The following is a 14,292-nucleotide window of genomic DNA, read 5'->3' on the forward strand; positions in this document are numbered from 1 at the left end:
CACGAGATGCCGTGGAAACAGGGGGCATTGGGGGAGATCAGGTACGCATGGGGACATTCGTCGCATCGTCAAGAGCGATGTCAAACGCGTACAACCCTGGCGGGGGGAAGCGTGTCCAACTGGCGTGGCAGAGGTTCTCGAATTCAGAGCGGTGTCCGGACGGGGCGGAGCGGTTCTCCCGCTCCGGCGACCAGGTGTGGCCGGTGTGCCAGGTGTGCCCGGTGGTATGCCGGTGATCGCCCCCGTGCCTGCCACCCGTCCCAGCAGGGTTCCGTCCCAGAGCGGCGAGGGCGCTGACGACGCCATGGCCGCCGGCACCACCGTCGATCACCTCACCGAGACCTACCGCGCCCACTACCGGTCGCTCCTCGGCCTCGCGGCGCTGCTCCTCGACGACACGGCCTCCTGCGAGGACGTCGTCCAAGAGGCGTTCATCCGCGTCCACTCGGCGCGCAAACGTGTCAGGGATCCCGAGAAGACGCTCGCGTATCTGCGCCAGACCGTGGTGAACCTGTCCCGGTCCGCGCTGCGCAGGCGCATCCTCGGACTGAAGCTCCTCTCCAAGCCGATGCCGGACATGGCGAGCGCGGAGGAGGGGGCGTACGACCTTCTGGAGCGCGACGCGCTGAAGAAGGCCATGCGCAACCTCCAGCGCCGTCAGCGCGAGGTCCTGGTGCTCCGTTACTTCGCGGACATGACCGAGGCGCAGGTTGCCGAGGCACTGGGGATATCGCTGGGTTCGGTGAAGGCATACGGTTCGCGTGGCATCGCCGCGCTGCGGGTGGCCATGGAGGCCCCGGCATGAGTGAGAACAAGCGTTTCGGACGGTACGGACGTGACGGGCGGGCGGGACGTGACGGACGTGGGAGCCGCGATGGGCTGGACTGGCCCGAGGAGTGGGACAAGCAGTACGGCGGACCCGTGGGCCCCGTGAACAACCAGGCTGGGAACGGAATGCCGAACGAAGGGCCGGACAACGCTGTCGACGGCCTCGACGAGGACGAGCTGGCACTGCGCCGCCTGATGCGCGGCGCCGTGCAGGACCTCACCCCGTCCGAGGACGCGCTCGACCACCTGCGCAGGGCCGTTCCGGCCCGCCGGGCCCGGCGGCGGCAGGTGGTCGTCGGTTCTGCGGCGGCGGCGCTGCTCGTCTGCACGGCCATCCCGGCCTTCATCCATGTCGCCGCCTCCGGAGGCGGCGTCGAGAAACACGCGGCGGTGGCAGGGCCCGGCCACCACACCCCCGGCAGCAAGGGCTCCGGTCCCGATGACGACGACGGCAGCCCCCGGAAGAAGGGGACGGCGTCCGGCGGGGACGGCGAGAAGGACAAGGACGGCGCGAAGGGCAGGACGCAGGGCTCGGGAACGGACAGCGACGACGGTACGAAGGGCGGCACCAAGGGCCCGCCGAACCGGGCACTCGCCGACCTGCCGACCTGCACGGCCGGCCAACTGGGCATCAGCCACGCGGCGACCGGTTCGCCCGACGCCGACGGCACGGTCTACGGAACCTTCCGCGTCTCGAACGTCTCCGACAGCCAGTGCGCGGTCAGCGACGCGGGCACCGTCAACTTCCAGGCGCTGGGCGCCGCCGACGCGGCCAGGATCACCGTGGTCGACCACACGGCGGGCGACGCGGCGAACGGCCTCCCCGACCCGTCGCAGGAGACGACCGGGCTGGTACTGGACCCGTCCCAGGCGTACGAGGTGAAGTTCGCCTGGGTCCCGGCGGAGACCTGCCCCACCGGGAACACCTCGCCCACCCCGACCCCTACGGGCGGCGGGGGCGGCACCAGCGGCAGCACGTCGGGCGGAAGCGTGCCGTCGAGCGGCAACACCGCGTCGGGCGTGGGCCCGCAGCTGGCCCGCGAGGACGGCGGTACGTCGGACGGCAGCGTCGCCGTGGTGCACGAGGCGGAGCCGGGCGTACCGGCCGCGGAGGCGACCATCCCCAACGCGTGCGCGGGGACGATCTACCGCACGGGGCTGCTCAGCGCGCCGTAGCTCTTCGGTGCGTCAGCTGCTGACCGGGGCCTCGGCTTCGGCCTTCGCCCCGACCGACTCCGCCGTGGTGGCGGGCGCTCCCGCGTCCACCGTGGGCTGCTCGTCCGGGACCAGGCCCAGTTCCACGTCCCTGAGGGCCTCCGCCTCGCGGCGGGCCAGCCGGAACCACATGAAGACGACGAAGCCCGCGAAGACGAACCACTCACCGGTGTAGCCGAGGTTCTGGAAGGACTTCAGGTCGAGCCCGCTGTTCTGCGGCGCCGCGGCCGGGACCGCGGTGAGTCCGGCGGAGGCGCGCGGCAGGGTGACCCAGGCGTCGTACACGGGGTACGGCACGAGGTTCACCAGCGAGGCCGCGCTGATGATCCCGATCTGCCCGGACGGCAGCCCGCCCCCGGAGTACGCCCCGTCCGTGCCGCTGTTCTCGGACGCCTGGAGCGAGCCGGTGACGGTGACCGGGCCCTTCGGCGCCGCGGGCGCCTTCGCGCCGGGCGGCAGCCAGCCGCGCACCACGGGGAGCGCCTTGCCGCCGTCGGTGCGGAGCAGGGTCAGTACGTACGAGCCCTGCTTGCCGTCCACGACCCGGTCGGGCACCAGGAACTGCTCGGCGTAGTGGCCGGTCGCGTGGGCCTGTCGCCCGGAGGTGTCCAGGTTGACGGGCAGCAGGGAGTCCAGCGGGGCGGAGGCCTGGCGGGCCGGGTCGGGACGGTGCTCGTCGGAGCGGTGGGTGGCCACGCGGTCCTCGAACCTGCTCAGCTGCCAGGACCCCATGAAGATGCAGAAGGGGATGGCGAGCAGGGCGAAGAGGGTGATCCCGCACCAGCGGGGTGTCAGCAGGAACCGGTACACATCTCTTACGGTACGGGGCGCGCATTCCGGACTCCGCCCGGGTCCGGGGACCCGGGCGGGAGTGTGCCCGCCGCGCCGGGGGCGCACGCCCCGGAGGAACGGCCCGGCGCGGGCAGTGACCTGGACCTTGGCTCCGCGCCTCAGGCCCCGGACGGGCCGCCCGGACCCCGGCCCCGTGCCTCAGGCCCCGGACGGGCCGCCCGGGATGTGCCGGGCCGCGAAGTCCAGCTCCAGCCGCACCTGCTTGATCCGTTCCTCCACGACCAGCGACCCGTGCCCCGCGTCGTACCGGTACACCTCGTGCACCGCGCCGCGACCGGCCAGCCGGTCCACGTAGTTCTCGACCTGCCGGATCGGGCACCGGGGGTCGTTCACCCCGGCCGAGATGTAGACGGGCGCCCGCACCGCGTCCACGTACGTCAGCGGTGACGACGCCGCGAACCTCTCCGGTACGGTCTCCGGCGTGCCGCCGAGCAGCGTCCGGTCCATCGCCTTGAGGCCCTCCATCTCGTCGTGGTACGCCGTGACGTAGTCCGCGACGGGCACCGCGGCCAGGCCCAGCGCCCAGGCGTCCGGCTGGGTGCCGAGGCCGAGCAGCGTCAGGTACCCGCCCCAGGAGCCGCCCGCGAGGACGAGCCGGGCGGGGTCGGCGAGACCGGAGGCGACGGCCCATTCCCGTACGGCCGCGATGTCCTCCAGCTCGATCAGCCCGACCCGGTGCTTGAGCGCGTCGGTCCAGGCCCGGCCGTACCCCGTCGAGCCGCGGTAGTTGACCCGGACGACCGCGTACCCGTGGTCGACCCAGGCCGCGGGCCCGGATCCGAACGCGTCGCTGTCGTGCCAGGTCGGGCCGCCGTGGATCTCGAAGAGCGTGGGGAAGGGGCCGTCCCCGGCGGGCTGCTGGACCAGGGCGTGGATCCGGCCGCCGGGGCCCTCCACCCAGACGTCCCGCACCGGCACCGACTCCGGCGCCTTCATCCCCGGCGGGTCGAGCACGACCGCGCCCGAGGTGGAGCGGACGACCGGCGGCAGCGCGGCCGACGACCACAGGTACTCGACGGTGCCGTCCGGGCGGGCGGTCGCACCGGACACCGAACCGGCGGGGGTCTCCACCCGTACGAGCTGGTGCGTGGCCAGTTCGTACCGCCACATCTCGCTGCGCGCCTCGAAGCTGTGCACGATCAGCAGCGCCGAACCGTCCGGATACCACTCGGCGCTCACATCGCCCGGCAGCTCGATCGCGAGCGCCGTCTCGGTGCCCGACGCGACGTCCCACACCATCGGCTCCCAGCGACCGCGCCGCTGGTGCCCGACGAGCAGGCGGGTGTCCCCGGCGACCGGCGCGAACCCGAGGACTTCGAGCCCCAGCTCCTTCGTGCCGCCCTTGGTGTCGTCGAGCTCGGCGACCGCCGAACCGTCCGGCCGCAGCACCCGCAGCGCGGAGTGCATGGCGTCCCCGTGCTCGGTGTGCTCGATCGCGATGAGCGTCCCGTCGTGCGAGAGGTCGCCGACGCCGGCGGACTCCCGGTGCCGGTAGATCTCCACGGGGGCGGCGCCGGGCCGTACGAGATGAACGGTCGACCCTTCCTCGTCCGTCGACCGCCCCACCACGGCGGTCCCGTCCCGGCCGATGCCCAGCCCGGCCGGGTACGAGGGCTCCAGACCGGGCGTCGAGGGTTCGTCAGGCCCGCCGTGGAAGGGCTGGCGCATCCACACACCGAACTCGTCCCCGTCGGTGTCGCTGAACCACCACAGCCACTCGCCGTCGGGCGAGAGGGTTCCGTCGGTCGTTCCGTTCGGCCGGTCGGTGGCCTGTCGCTGCTCGCCGCTCCTGCGGTCCCAGGTGTACAGCTCGTACGTCCCGGTCGCGTTGGACACGAACAGGGAGCGGTCGGGGGCGTCCTCGGCCCAGTCGGGCAGCCCGACGCGCGGGGCCCGGAAGCGCTTCTCCCAGTCGGGCATGGACTTCTCGTCGTCACTCATGTGCCCATGTAACCCGATCGGCACCGGGGGTGTTCGACGGGACGTCCGACGATCCGGCGGCCAGGCACCGTGGCCGTGGCTGCCCTGGCGCTTGGCGGGACGATCCGGAAACCGAGTGGGTTCCGTGACACCGGGAGTCGGTACCTTTGGGTCCGTGCGTGATCAAGCACGGACAACGGTGTGTGCAACGTCGGTATAACGGGGGCGATATGAGCGACTTGTCGATCGACTACGAAGTGCTGAACCGGGTGAGAGGCAACCTCGACCACATCGCCGAGCTGATGAAGAAGCCGGGCCAGGACATGAAGCATGTCTCCGGTAAATCCATCGGCGTGCCCGAACTCGCCAAGCGGATGGACCACTTCGGCGACGAGTGGTCGTACGGGATCAAGAAGCTGACGAAGTTCTCCGCAAATGCGTCCAAAGCGCTGCTCAAGATCAAGGAAGCCTTCGAGAAGCTCGACACCGAACTCGCCGACGCGAACGCCAAGGCCAACGGCAAGGGCAAGGGGGGTGACAAGTAGCCATGGCTGAAGCGCTGCTGGAGCACTTCCCGGCCCTGGGCTTCGTGCCCTGTCCGGGGGATCACGTGATGGCCGACGACATGGCCAAGACGATCCGCCGGACGGCGAAGGCGCTCGTCGAGATCTGCCAGGTCCTGCACGGCACCGGCCCCGGCGACTGGAAGGGCAAGACGGCTGAGGCCTTCCGGGCGAAGTTCGACGACGACTTCCGGCCCCGCATGGACGACGCCCGCGATTCGTTCGACGGTGCGGCCACCGCCCTGGAGGCCTGGGCGGACTACATGGAGATCAAGCAGAAGGCCGCCACGAGTCTGGAGACCGAGGCGGCAGAGGCCAAGAAGCAGCTGGGGGCGGCGCACGACGGCGCGGACAAGCTCGACAAGGCCGATGCCGACACGAAGGACACCGAGGACCACAAGGACAAGGTCAAGTCGGCCGGCCGGGCGGTGACCGACAAGGAACACGCGTTGGAAGAAGTCCGCACCCGGGGGCACAACCTGGCGTCGGACTACCAGAAGTACGGCAAGGAGATCGAGGGCCGGCTGAAGAAGGCCATGGACATCGCCCCGAACGAGCCCGGTATGTGGGACAAGCTCGGGCACGCCATCGAGTCGCTCGGCAAGGTACTGGCGGACCTGCCCGGCGCGGTGGCCGATGTCCTCGCCGATGTCGGCCACTGGCTGCAGGCGCACGCCGACTGGATCACCGTGGCGGCCTCCGTCATCGGCGTCATCGCCATCTTCTGCCCGGTACTCGCTCCGCTGGCCATCGGGCTGAGCGCCGTCGCGTTCCTCGCGCACGCGACGGCCTACGGGGTGAGCGGTCTCTTCCCGCCCACCGGCGCCAACGCCTCCAACTGGCTCACGCTCGGCGGTGACGCACTGGGCATGGTGCCCGGCGTGGGCGCGGTGGGCAAGGGGATCAGTGCCGGAGCGAAGGCGGGCCGGGCGACCGAGGGCGTTGTCGCAGGCACCAGGGTCGGCGTCAAGACGGCGAGCGCGACAGCGAAGGGACTGATGAAGGCCGCGGACCCGGTCGCCGCGGTGATCGACAAGCCGGTGATGGCCGCCGCGACCAAGCTGGGGGTCTCGCGCGCCACAGCGCTGACCGTCACCGAGGGAGTTCAGGCCACGGCCATGACCGCCTGGACCGCACCGACCGTGCTGAACCTCGTGGACCCCAGCGACCGCAATTCCGCTGCCGCCACGTGGGGCACCGGCGCGGGCGACATCGTCACGGGAATCGGCGGCGGAAAGGTCGGCGGTGCCGCGGCCATCGCCAGCACCATAGGCCTGGGTGTCTGGGAGCTGACGCACTGATGACACCCACAGACGTGGCGCCGAACACGGCGCCGAACACGGCGCCGGACGTGAACGCCGCGACTGCCGTGGCCACTTCCTCCTCGGTCGGTGCAGCAGCCGACGGGGTGCCTGACCTCTGGTTCGAACTGCCTCCGGGTTTCACGGAGTTCGATCTTGCGGAGGATCCGGAGGAGCGCATGCTGCGGATGGCTGATGCGATCGACCGGTTGTTCGTCGAGGCGACGCCCGTGCAGAAGTTGAGTCTGGTCGTGTCGGGTGAGTACGCGCTTCAGACCTTGATCGCTTCGGGTGGTGCGCATGCGTCGAGCTGTCTTGTGCGGATGCCTGACGGGAGGCTGTCGCAGGGGACGTTGTGTGTGATGGTCGAGAGTCCGGATGTGGGTCCGGAGGATCAGGACAGGCGGGGGGCGGCGAAGCGTACGGCTGTTCAGTGGAGTGAGCAGTTCCCGGAGGCCGAGGCCGCGCTGATCATGTTGCCGTACGGGCCTGCGGCTTTGTGCATACGTGATCAGGATCTGCAGATTCCGGGTGCGGTGTTCGGTCTGGACACTCCTACTCCTGCTCTGATCCGGCAGGTGCAGTTCTGTGTGCCGCTCAGAACTGGCCCCGGTTCGGCCCTCTTCACTTTCATGACCGAGGATGTCGACCACTGGGACGAGTACCTCGTTGTCGTGGCCACCATCATGAAGTCGGTCTCGGCGGACGAGCCGGACGGAGAGAGCACCCCGGTCTCCGACAGCCCGGATGCCGGGGAAACGGAGGGAAGGGCATGAGCACTGCTACGGAGGGTGTACCGCTGAGGCGGCGTACGGGAGTCCGTGTCCTGCTGGCGGTCGTCATCGGCTGCTACGTGCTTGCCGTGACCGCAGGAATGTTCCTCCTGTCGGACGACCTCGGATTCGGCCTCCTGGCTCTTCTGTGGGTCGTGGCCGGCGTACTGCTCACGGTGCTGATCTGCGGGCTGGGAGTCGCCGTCGATTCCGCTCTGTACGCGGCGTTGTTCATCGTGCTCGCCTCGGTGATGTCCGCGGGTGTCGCCGGGATGGCCCGGGACGATCTCACTCTTCAGCAGCGCGGGGACCGGGTCACGGCCACGGTGGTGAAGGAACGGATCGACCCGATCCAGGGGCGTAAGGCCCGTCAGTCCCACTACACGCTGCAGCGCCGGGACGGTACGCCGGTTCCCGGACCCGAGATGACGACGCAGTCCGACCGCTACGACGTCGGCAACGTGCTGACCGTCATCGCGGACCCCCAGGGCAAGCTCGCGCCCAGGACGCCCGACCAGGCGAGCGCCACCGGCGAGTTGGCCGGCTCCGGGGCGTTGGCTCTTCTGGCGCTCGCTGCGGTGGGTTGGATGACGTGGCGGGGTTCGGATGCCGGGAGGCGGCGGGCCGCGGAGAAGGGGAAGAAGCCGTCCGGCGTGCGGAAGGCGTACAAGGTGGTCACGGGTGACCACAGCACGGAGGGCGAGCAGGAGGAGAAGCTGCGGGAGGCGCTGCGCACCTACCCCACTGACCGGCGCGGCTACATCAAGGTGCAGCCGGAGGAGTTTCCCGATCTGTCGCAGCTTCGGGCGGCCCGCATCGCGTGGGAGATGGGGCTGCGCGCGGAGGCGGCGGGCAACCGGGGTTCGTGGCGGTTCGGGGAGAACGTGCTGGAGGAAGTCCCGCACGAGTGAGGTCACGCTGCCCGCGAGGGTGGACGGGCCCCTCGGACGGGCGATGCGGACGGGGAATGCCCACGGCACTCGACGTCACGCGAGCGCGAAGTACCGCAGCCAGATGTACCCCGCCGACAGCACCAGCGTGGCCGCCGTGACGATCAGGCCGTAGCGGGTGAACTGCCAGAAGGAGATCGGGGTGCCGTTGCGCTCCGCGATGCCGAGGACGACGACGTTCGCGCTGGCGCCGATCGCCGTCGCGTTGCCGCCGAGGTCCGCGCCGAGGGTCAGGGCCCACCACATGACGTGGTGGGCGCCGCCGCCCAGGCTGTGGACGAGGTCGCCGGTGATGGGGGCCATGGTCGCGACGTACGGGATGTTGTCGACGATCCCGGACAGTGCGCCGGACGCGCCGAGCAGCAGCATCGAGCCGCCGAGTTCCCGGTCGCCCACCGCGTTCGACAGGGCGTGGGACACCTCGCCGATGACTCCGGTGTCTATCAGGGCGCCGATCATCACGAACAGCCCGGCGAAGAAGGCGAGTGTGGGCCACTCGACCTCGGTCAGTACCTCGCCGGTGCGGACGGTGGAGACGGCGACGAGCAGTCCGGCGCCGAGCAGGGCGACGACGCTCGGTGCCCAGTGCAGTACCGGGTGCAGGACGAACCCCGCGATGACCAGGGCGAGTACGCCCAGGCCCTGGGCGAGGAGGCGTGGGTCGCGGATGGTCTCGTTCTCGTCCAGCGCCATGACCTGGGCGGCGCGCTCCGCGTCGTAGACGAACGCGCCGCGGAACAGGAAGCGGCACAGCGCGATCAGTACGGCCGTCAACAGTACGGCCAGCGGCGCCAGATCGGTCAGGAAGTCGTTGAAGGTGAGCCCGGCCCGCCCGGCGACGATGATGTTCGGCGGGTCGCCGACCAGGGTGGCGATGCCGCCGATGTTGGAGGCGAACACCTCGGCGATCAGGAACGGCGCGACGGACAGTGCGAGCCGCTGGCAGATCAGCAGGGTGACCGGGGCGATCAGCAGGACGGTGGTGACGTTGTCCAGCAGCGCCGAGGCCAGCGCGGTGATGGCGACCAGCATGGCCATCACCCGGAACGGCCGGGCCCTGGCGCGTTTCACCGACCAGACGGCCAGGTACTCGAAGAGGCCGGTCCGTTTCAGGACACCGACGATCACCATCATCCCGAGCAGCAGGAAGATGACGTTCCAGTCGATGCCGGATTCCTGGGAGAAGAACGCCGATTGGTCGTCGGTCGCGCCGAGCGCCAGCATGAGGCCCGCGCCGCCGAGCGCGGCGGCGACGCGGTGGATCTTCTCGCTGATGATCAGGGCATAGGTACCGGCGAAGACGGCGACGGCCGCCCACGCATGCCAGTCGCTCACAGGATGTCCAAACAGAAGGCCCAGGTCAGGGGGGTGGGCGTGGGCCGGTCCGGCCTACGCACCCGCTGACGTTACGGCCGGCCCGCGCACCGCTGACAGGCTGCCGCCGCGCAGCACACAGCGCCCGAACTCTGCCGGAATCGGGCATTGAGCCCCTGGTGTGCAGATGGTGGGGCGCGCAGGTGGCGCCCAGATGGGTGGGGCGCAGGTGGTGGTGGTCAGGGTGGGTGGTGGTCAGGGTGGGCGGGGGCGCAGGTGGTGGCGCACAGGTGGTGCGCGGGCGGTCAGATCTCCTGGTCGGGCCAGTTGAGCAGCCGGGCGCCGATGACGGCCGTCTGGAGTGTGTACCGGTGCGCCGGTTCGGCCGGGTTCGCGCCGGTCAACTGGTGGATGCGCTCCAGTCGGTAGGTGAGCGCCCGCACGCTCAGCGACATCCGGCGCGCCGCCTCGGCCGCCACACAGCCCGCTTCGAAGTAGTGGCTGAGCGTGGAGACGAGCGGCTGCGCGCCCCCGCGGGCGTGCCGGAGCGGGCCGAGCGCGCTGCGGACCAGATCGACCAGGGCCTCCCGGTCGCGGGTGAGGACCGGGTACACCAGCAGGTCGGCGGCGCGCAGCACCGGTCCCTCCAGGCTCATCCGGGCGCCGAGTTCGAGCGCGTTGAGGGCTTCCTCGTAGCTGTGCACGATGCCCCCGGAGCCGGGGTGGGAGCGGCCGATGGCCACCTTGACGTCCCCGTCCCCGTCACCGGCCGCGTACGCGTGCTTGGCGAAGTGGGTGAGCACGGCGTCCTGGTCGCCCGGGGCGACGCATATCAGCCGGCCGTCCTTCGTGGTGAGCAGGATGCTGCGGTCGCCGAAGCGGCTGAAGAGGGCGAGTTCGACGCTGCGGATGGCGGTGGTGCCCTCGTCGTACGCGTGGGCGCTCTCCGCCACCGCGACGGCGTGCGTACGGGACAGCCGCAGCCCGAACCGCTCGGCGCGCTCGGCCAGTCGGCCCAGGTCGCTGCCGCCGTACAGCAGGTCGTCGATGAACTCCCGTCGTACGGCCTCCTCCTGACGGACCGCCAGGCGCTGGGCCCGTTCGTATCCCTCGGCGAAGGCGTCGACGGCCAGCTCCACCGCGGTGAGCACGCTGTGCGCGGGCCCGGCGGAGCCGGAGGTTCCGGCGGGCCAGGCGGCTCTGGTGGCCGCGAGGTGCGCGGCGACCAGGGAACGCAGCGAGTGGCCGTCCTCGGCCGCCTGCTCCCCGAAGGCGCGGCGCACGTCGAGTTCCGGTCGGGTCGGGCGCCGGCCGGTCGCGGCGACCTCGGCCAGCATGCGGGCGTACCCCTCCAGATATTTCTCGGGTATGTGGTGCCCTGTCACGTGCTCTCCCGTTTCTCCTTGCCGCTCGGGCGGTCACTTCCCGCCACCCAGCGGTCAAGGGTGGCAGACCTTCGGGAGCGCCGGATCCGAGGCCCCGGGGCCGGGTCGGGGTCCGGCATCCGGGGACCCCGAACATTGCCGGATCACGGCAATGCGGGAGGGGTCGGGGTGCGGTCAGAATGGGCATTGCGGAAACGGGGAGAGCGGACCGGTGCCGGAGTACGGAAACGTGCGTTCCGGTGACCGGTCCGGTCTGCGAGGGGGAACGGGGGAAGCGCGATGGATGAATTCTTCACCGCCGCGCTGGGATTTCCGGCGGTTCTGTTCGGCGCCGCGCTGCTGGTGGTCATCGCCTTCTGGCTGTTGGTCCTGGCGGGCGCCGCCGAGCACGACGCGTTCCACGTGCATATGGACGGGGGTCATATGGACGGGGGGCACTCGGGCGCGGACACCGGGGGCGGGGGAGTACCGGTCACCGTGCCGGTCTCCCTCGTGGTGGTCATCGCCTGGTTCGTCAGTCTCGTCGGCTCGGTGCTGGTACGCAGCGCCGAGCCGCCGGGCAGGCTCCGGACCGTGCTCGACTTCGCCGTGCTGGTCGCCGCGGTGCTCTTCGCCTGGATCGTCACCCGCTTCCTCGTCCGCCGGGTACGCCGCCTCCTCCCGGACCAACTGCCGCCGTCCCGGCTGGACTTCGTCGGTCAGGTCTGCACCGTCCGCACCGGTTCGGTGACCACCGACTTCGGCCAGGCGGAAGTCGCCTCACCCGACGGTTCGACCGCGGTCGTCCAGGTCAGGGTCCAGGGCCAGGACAGTGTCCTCGGCCTCCGATCCGGCGACACCGCCCTGCTCTACGCGTACGACGAACCGGGCGAATTCTTCTGGGTCGCGCCCTTCGACGCGGCGCTCGATCCGCGCAGCACGGGCTGAGCCCCAGCTCGCCCTGAGCTCGCAGACCCGCGCGCCCTCGTTCGTCCTGCGCGCCCTCAAAGCCACCGTTCAAAGAAACCCTTCGAGGAATCTCCATGGATGCCATCTCCTTGGGCATCGGCGTACTCGTCGCCGTTGTCCTGCTCATAGCCGTCGCACTGCTTCTGGTGTTCAGCAGGCTGTTCCGCAAGGTGGAGCAGGGCCGGGCGCTGATCATCTCCAAGGCCAAGAAGGTCGATGTCACCTTCACCGGCGCCGTGGTGCTGCCCGTGATCCACAAGGCCGAGTACATGGACATCTCGGTGAAGATCATCGAGATCAGGCGGACCGGCCGGGAAGGGCTGATCTGCCAGGACAACATCCGGGCGGACATCCACATCTCGTTCTTCGTGCGGGTCAACAAGACCGTCGAGGACGTCGCCAAGGTGGCCCAGGCGATCGGTACGGCACGGGCCAGCGACAAGGCGGCGATCCAGGAGTTCTTCGCCGCGAAGTTCTCCGAGGCGCTGAAGACCGTCGGCAAGCAGCTGGACTTCGTCGACCTCTACACCAAGCGCGAGGAGTTCCGGGACCGCATCATCCGGGTCATCGGCACCGACCTCAACGGCTACCACCTCGACGACGCGGCCATCGACTTCCTCGAGCAGACGCCGATGACGCAGCTCGACGGCGCCAACATCCTGGACGCCCAGGGCATCCGCAAGATCACCGAGCTGACGGCGGTCGAGCACGTCCGCACCAACGAGTTCCAGCGGACCGAGCAGAAGGAGATCACCCGGCAGAACGTCGACGCCCGGGAGACCATCCTGGAGCTGGAGCGCCGGCAGGCCGAGGCCGAGATCAAGCAGCAGCGCGAGGTCGACACCCTGCGGGCCCGCGAGGAGGCGGCGACCGCCAAGGTCCAGGAGGAAGAGCGGCTCGGGGCCCAGGCCGCGTTCCTGCGGACCGAGGAGCAGCTCGGGGTGCAGCGCGAGAACCAGGCGCGGGAGATCGCCGTGGCGCAGAAGAACCGCGAGCGGGTCATCGCCGTGGAGAACGAGCGCATCGAGAAGGACCGGATGCTCGAAGTCATCGGCCGTGAGCGGGAGACGCAGCTGTCGATGATCTCCAAGGACAAGGAGGTCGAGGCGGAGCGCCGCGAGGTCGCCGACGTCATCCGCGAGCGCATCGCCGTGGACCGTACGGTCGCCGAGCAGGAAGAGTCGATCAAGAAGCTGCGGATGGTCGAGGAGGCCGAGCGCACCCGGCAGGCCGTGATCATCGCGGCCGAGGCGGAGGCCCAGGAACTCCTCGTCAAGGACATCAAGGCGGCCGAGGCGGCCGAGGTCGCGGCCACCCACCACGCGGCGGAGCAGCTGACACTGGCCGAGGCCAGGCTGAAGGCCGCCGACCTCGACGCCCGCGCCAAGCTCCGGCTGGCGGAGGGCATCCAGGCCGAGGCGGCGGCGCCCGGACTGGCCGATGTCCAGGTACGGGACAAGGAGGCCGACGTCATCGAGAAGGCGGGCCGTGCGGAGGCCGAGGCCACCGAGGCGCGGCTGAAGGCGGAGGCGTCCGGTGCGCGGCTCAAGGCACTGGCCGTGGCGGAGGGCACGTCGGCGCAGGCCACCGCGGACGCGGCGATGATCGGCGAGAAGCTGAAGGCGGAGGCCGCGGGTCTCACCGAGAAGGCGGCGGCGATGGCCGCGCTGGACGACGCCTCGCGCGGACACGAGGAGTACCGGCTGCGCCTCGCCGCCGAGAAGGAGATCAGGCTGGCCGGTATCGACGTCCAGCGGCAGGTCGCCGAGGCGCAGGCCACGGTGCTCGCCACCGGTCTGGAGAGCGCCGACATCAGCATCGTCGGCGGCGAGTCGGTCTTCTTCGACCGCCTCATGTCGTCGATCTCGCTCGGTAAGGGCGTCGACGGATTCGTCCAGAACTCGGAGACGGCACAGGCGCTGGTCAAGCCGTGGCTGGACGGTTCGGCGAGCTTCCCGGAGGACCTGACGAAGATGGTCGGATCGATGTCCACGGGTGATCTGCAGAACCTCACGGTGTCGGGGCTGCTGATGAAGCTGATGCAGTCGGGCGGGGGTGCGGCGCAGCCGGGGCAGATTCAGCAACTGCTCGACCATGCCGAGCGGTTGGGGCTCGGCGACGCGAAGCCTGCGGCGCCGAACGGGGTGGTCAAGGGCTGAGCCCTTCGGGGGCTCCGCCCCCCGGACCCCCGCTCCTCAATCGCCCCCATTGCCTCAAGGGCATGGGGGGACCCCCTTGAGGGG

12 protein-coding genes are annotated in these 14,292 nt (G+C 70.4%); 8 read left to right on the forward strand and 4 right to left on the reverse strand.

Annotated features, from left to right (window positions below; all coding sequences use genetic code 11):
* The first annotated feature begins 124 nt into the window (after window positions 1–124).
* Both NBY69_RS12705 and NBY69_RS12710 read left to right on the forward strand, forming a co-directional pair.
* Entirely contained in the window at window positions 125–805 is a 681-nt protein-coding gene (locus NBY69_RS12705; protein WP_374211265.1) for a SigE family RNA polymerase sigma factor, read from the forward strand.
* Window positions 802–2,004 (forward strand): hypothetical protein, encoded by a 1,203-nt coding sequence (locus NBY69_RS12710; protein ID WP_250300936.1) that lies wholly within the window; start codon window positions 802–804, stop codon window positions 2,002–2,004. Before NBY69_RS12705 ends, NBY69_RS12710 begins: the two co-directional genes overlap by 4 nt.
* 12 nt (window positions 2,005–2,016) lie before the next feature.
* On the opposite strand, the gene NBY69_RS12715 is transcribed toward NBY69_RS12710, so the two are convergent.
* Both NBY69_RS12715 and NBY69_RS12720 read right to left on the reverse strand, forming a co-directional pair.
* On the reverse strand, window positions 2,017–2,853 hold the full coding sequence (locus NBY69_RS12715; RefSeq protein ID WP_250300937.1) for an SURF1 family protein: 837 nt from the start codon (window positions 2,851–2,853) through the stop codon (window positions 2,017–2,019).
* A 180-nt stretch (window positions 2,854–3,033) separates the two neighbouring features.
* Complete coding sequence (locus tag NBY69_RS12720) at window positions 3,034–4,836, reverse strand: prolyl oligopeptidase family serine peptidase (protein WP_250300938.1); 1,803 nt, start codon at window positions 4,834–4,836, stop codon at window positions 3,034–3,036.
* A 209-nt stretch (window positions 4,837–5,045) separates the two neighbouring features.
* Between NBY69_RS12720 and NBY69_RS12725 the strand changes: the two genes are divergently transcribed.
* The 4 genes from NBY69_RS12725 to NBY69_RS12740 are packed head-to-tail and all read left to right on the forward strand — an operon-like array spanning window position 5,046 to window position 8,363.
* Window positions 5,046–5,360: a hypothetical protein gene (locus NBY69_RS12725; RefSeq protein ID WP_250300939.1), complete on the forward strand. Its 315-nt coding sequence runs from the start codon at window positions 5,046–5,048 to the stop codon at window positions 5,358–5,360.
* A 2-nt stretch (window positions 5,361–5,362) separates the two neighbouring features.
* Window positions 5,363–6,679, forward strand: a complete 1,317-nt coding sequence (locus NBY69_RS12730) for a WXG100 family type VII secretion target (RefSeq protein WP_250300940.1) — start codon at window positions 5,363–5,365, stop codon at window positions 6,677–6,679.
* Window positions 6,679–7,455, forward strand: a complete 777-nt coding sequence (locus NBY69_RS12735; RefSeq protein ID WP_250300941.1) for a hypothetical protein — start codon at window positions 6,679–6,681, stop codon at window positions 7,453–7,455. The genes NBY69_RS12730 and NBY69_RS12735 overlap by 1 nt, the downstream gene beginning before the upstream one ends.
* Window positions 7,452–8,363, forward strand: a complete 912-nt coding sequence (locus NBY69_RS12740) for a hypothetical protein (RefSeq protein ID WP_250300942.1) — start codon at window positions 7,452–7,454, stop codon at window positions 8,361–8,363. The genes NBY69_RS12735 and NBY69_RS12740 overlap by 4 nt, the downstream gene beginning before the upstream one ends.
* 75 nt (window positions 8,364–8,438) lie before the next feature.
* Here NBY69_RS12740 and NBY69_RS12745 read toward each other — a convergent pair whose 3' ends face one another.
* Together NBY69_RS12745 and NBY69_RS12750 are read right to left on the reverse strand one after the other, a co-directional pair.
* The gene (locus NBY69_RS12745) at window positions 8,439–9,737 is read right to left on the reverse strand and encodes an SLC13 family permease (RefSeq protein ID WP_250300943.1); all 1,299 of its coding nucleotides are present in this window, start codon (window positions 9,735–9,737) and stop codon (window positions 8,439–8,441) included.
* A gap of 284 nt (window positions 9,738–10,021) precedes the next feature.
* Window positions 10,022–11,101 carry a CdaR family transcriptional regulator gene (locus tag NBY69_RS12750; RefSeq protein ID WP_250300944.1) on the reverse strand — a complete coding sequence of 360 codons (1,080 nt, stop codon included), beginning with the start codon at window positions 11,099–11,101 and terminating at the stop codon, window positions 10,022–10,024.
* A gap of 279 nt (window positions 11,102–11,380) precedes the next feature.
* On the opposite strand from NBY69_RS12750, the gene NBY69_RS12755 reads away from it, so the two are divergent.
* Window positions 11,381–12,028, forward strand: a complete 648-nt coding sequence (locus NBY69_RS12755) for a hypothetical protein (protein ID WP_250300945.1) — start codon at window positions 11,381–11,383, stop codon at window positions 12,026–12,028.
* Window positions 12,029–12,123: 95 nt separating this feature from the next.
* Window positions 12,124–14,208, forward strand: a complete 2,085-nt coding sequence (locus NBY69_RS12760; RefSeq protein ID WP_250300946.1) for a flotillin family protein — start codon at window positions 12,124–12,126, stop codon at window positions 14,206–14,208.
* Window positions 14,209–14,292 lie beyond the last annotated feature (84 nt).

Source organism: Streptomyces sp. A 4/2 (assembly GCF_940670765.1).
Taxonomy (GTDB): Bacteria; Actinomycetota; Actinomycetes; order Streptomycetales; family Streptomycetaceae; genus Streptomyces.

What these genes read in the sequence shown, in the direction of transcription:
- NBY69_RS12735 (WP_250300941.1), top strand. Translation starts at nt 6,679, where the DNA reads ATGACACCCACAGACGTGGCGCCGAACACGGCGCCGAACACGGCGCCG.
- NBY69_RS12740 (WP_250300942.1), top strand. Translation starts at nt 7,452, where the DNA reads ATGAGCACTGCTACGGAGGGTGTACCGCTGAGGCGGCGTACGGGAGTC.
- NBY69_RS12760 (WP_250300946.1), top strand. Translation starts at nt 12,124, where the DNA reads ATGGATGCCATCTCCTTGGGCATCGGCGTACTCGTCGCCGTTGTCCTG.
- NBY69_RS12720 (WP_250300938.1), bottom strand. Translation starts at nt 4,836, where the DNA reads ATGAGTGACGACGAGAAGTCCATGCCCGACTGGGAGAAGCGCTTCCGG.
- NBY69_RS12725 (WP_250300939.1), top strand. Translation starts at nt 5,046, where the DNA reads ATGAGCGACTTGTCGATCGACTACGAAGTGCTGAACCGGGTGAGAGGC.
- NBY69_RS12755 (WP_250300945.1), top strand. Translation starts at nt 11,381, where the DNA reads ATGGATGAATTCTTCACCGCCGCGCTGGGATTTCCGGCGGTTCTGTTC.
- NBY69_RS12730 (WP_250300940.1), top strand. Translation starts at nt 5,363, where the DNA reads ATGGCTGAAGCGCTGCTGGAGCACTTCCCGGCCCTGGGCTTCGTGCCC.
- NBY69_RS12710 (WP_250300936.1), top strand. Translation starts at nt 802, where the DNA reads ATGAGTGAGAACAAGCGTTTCGGACGGTACGGACGTGACGGGCGGGCG.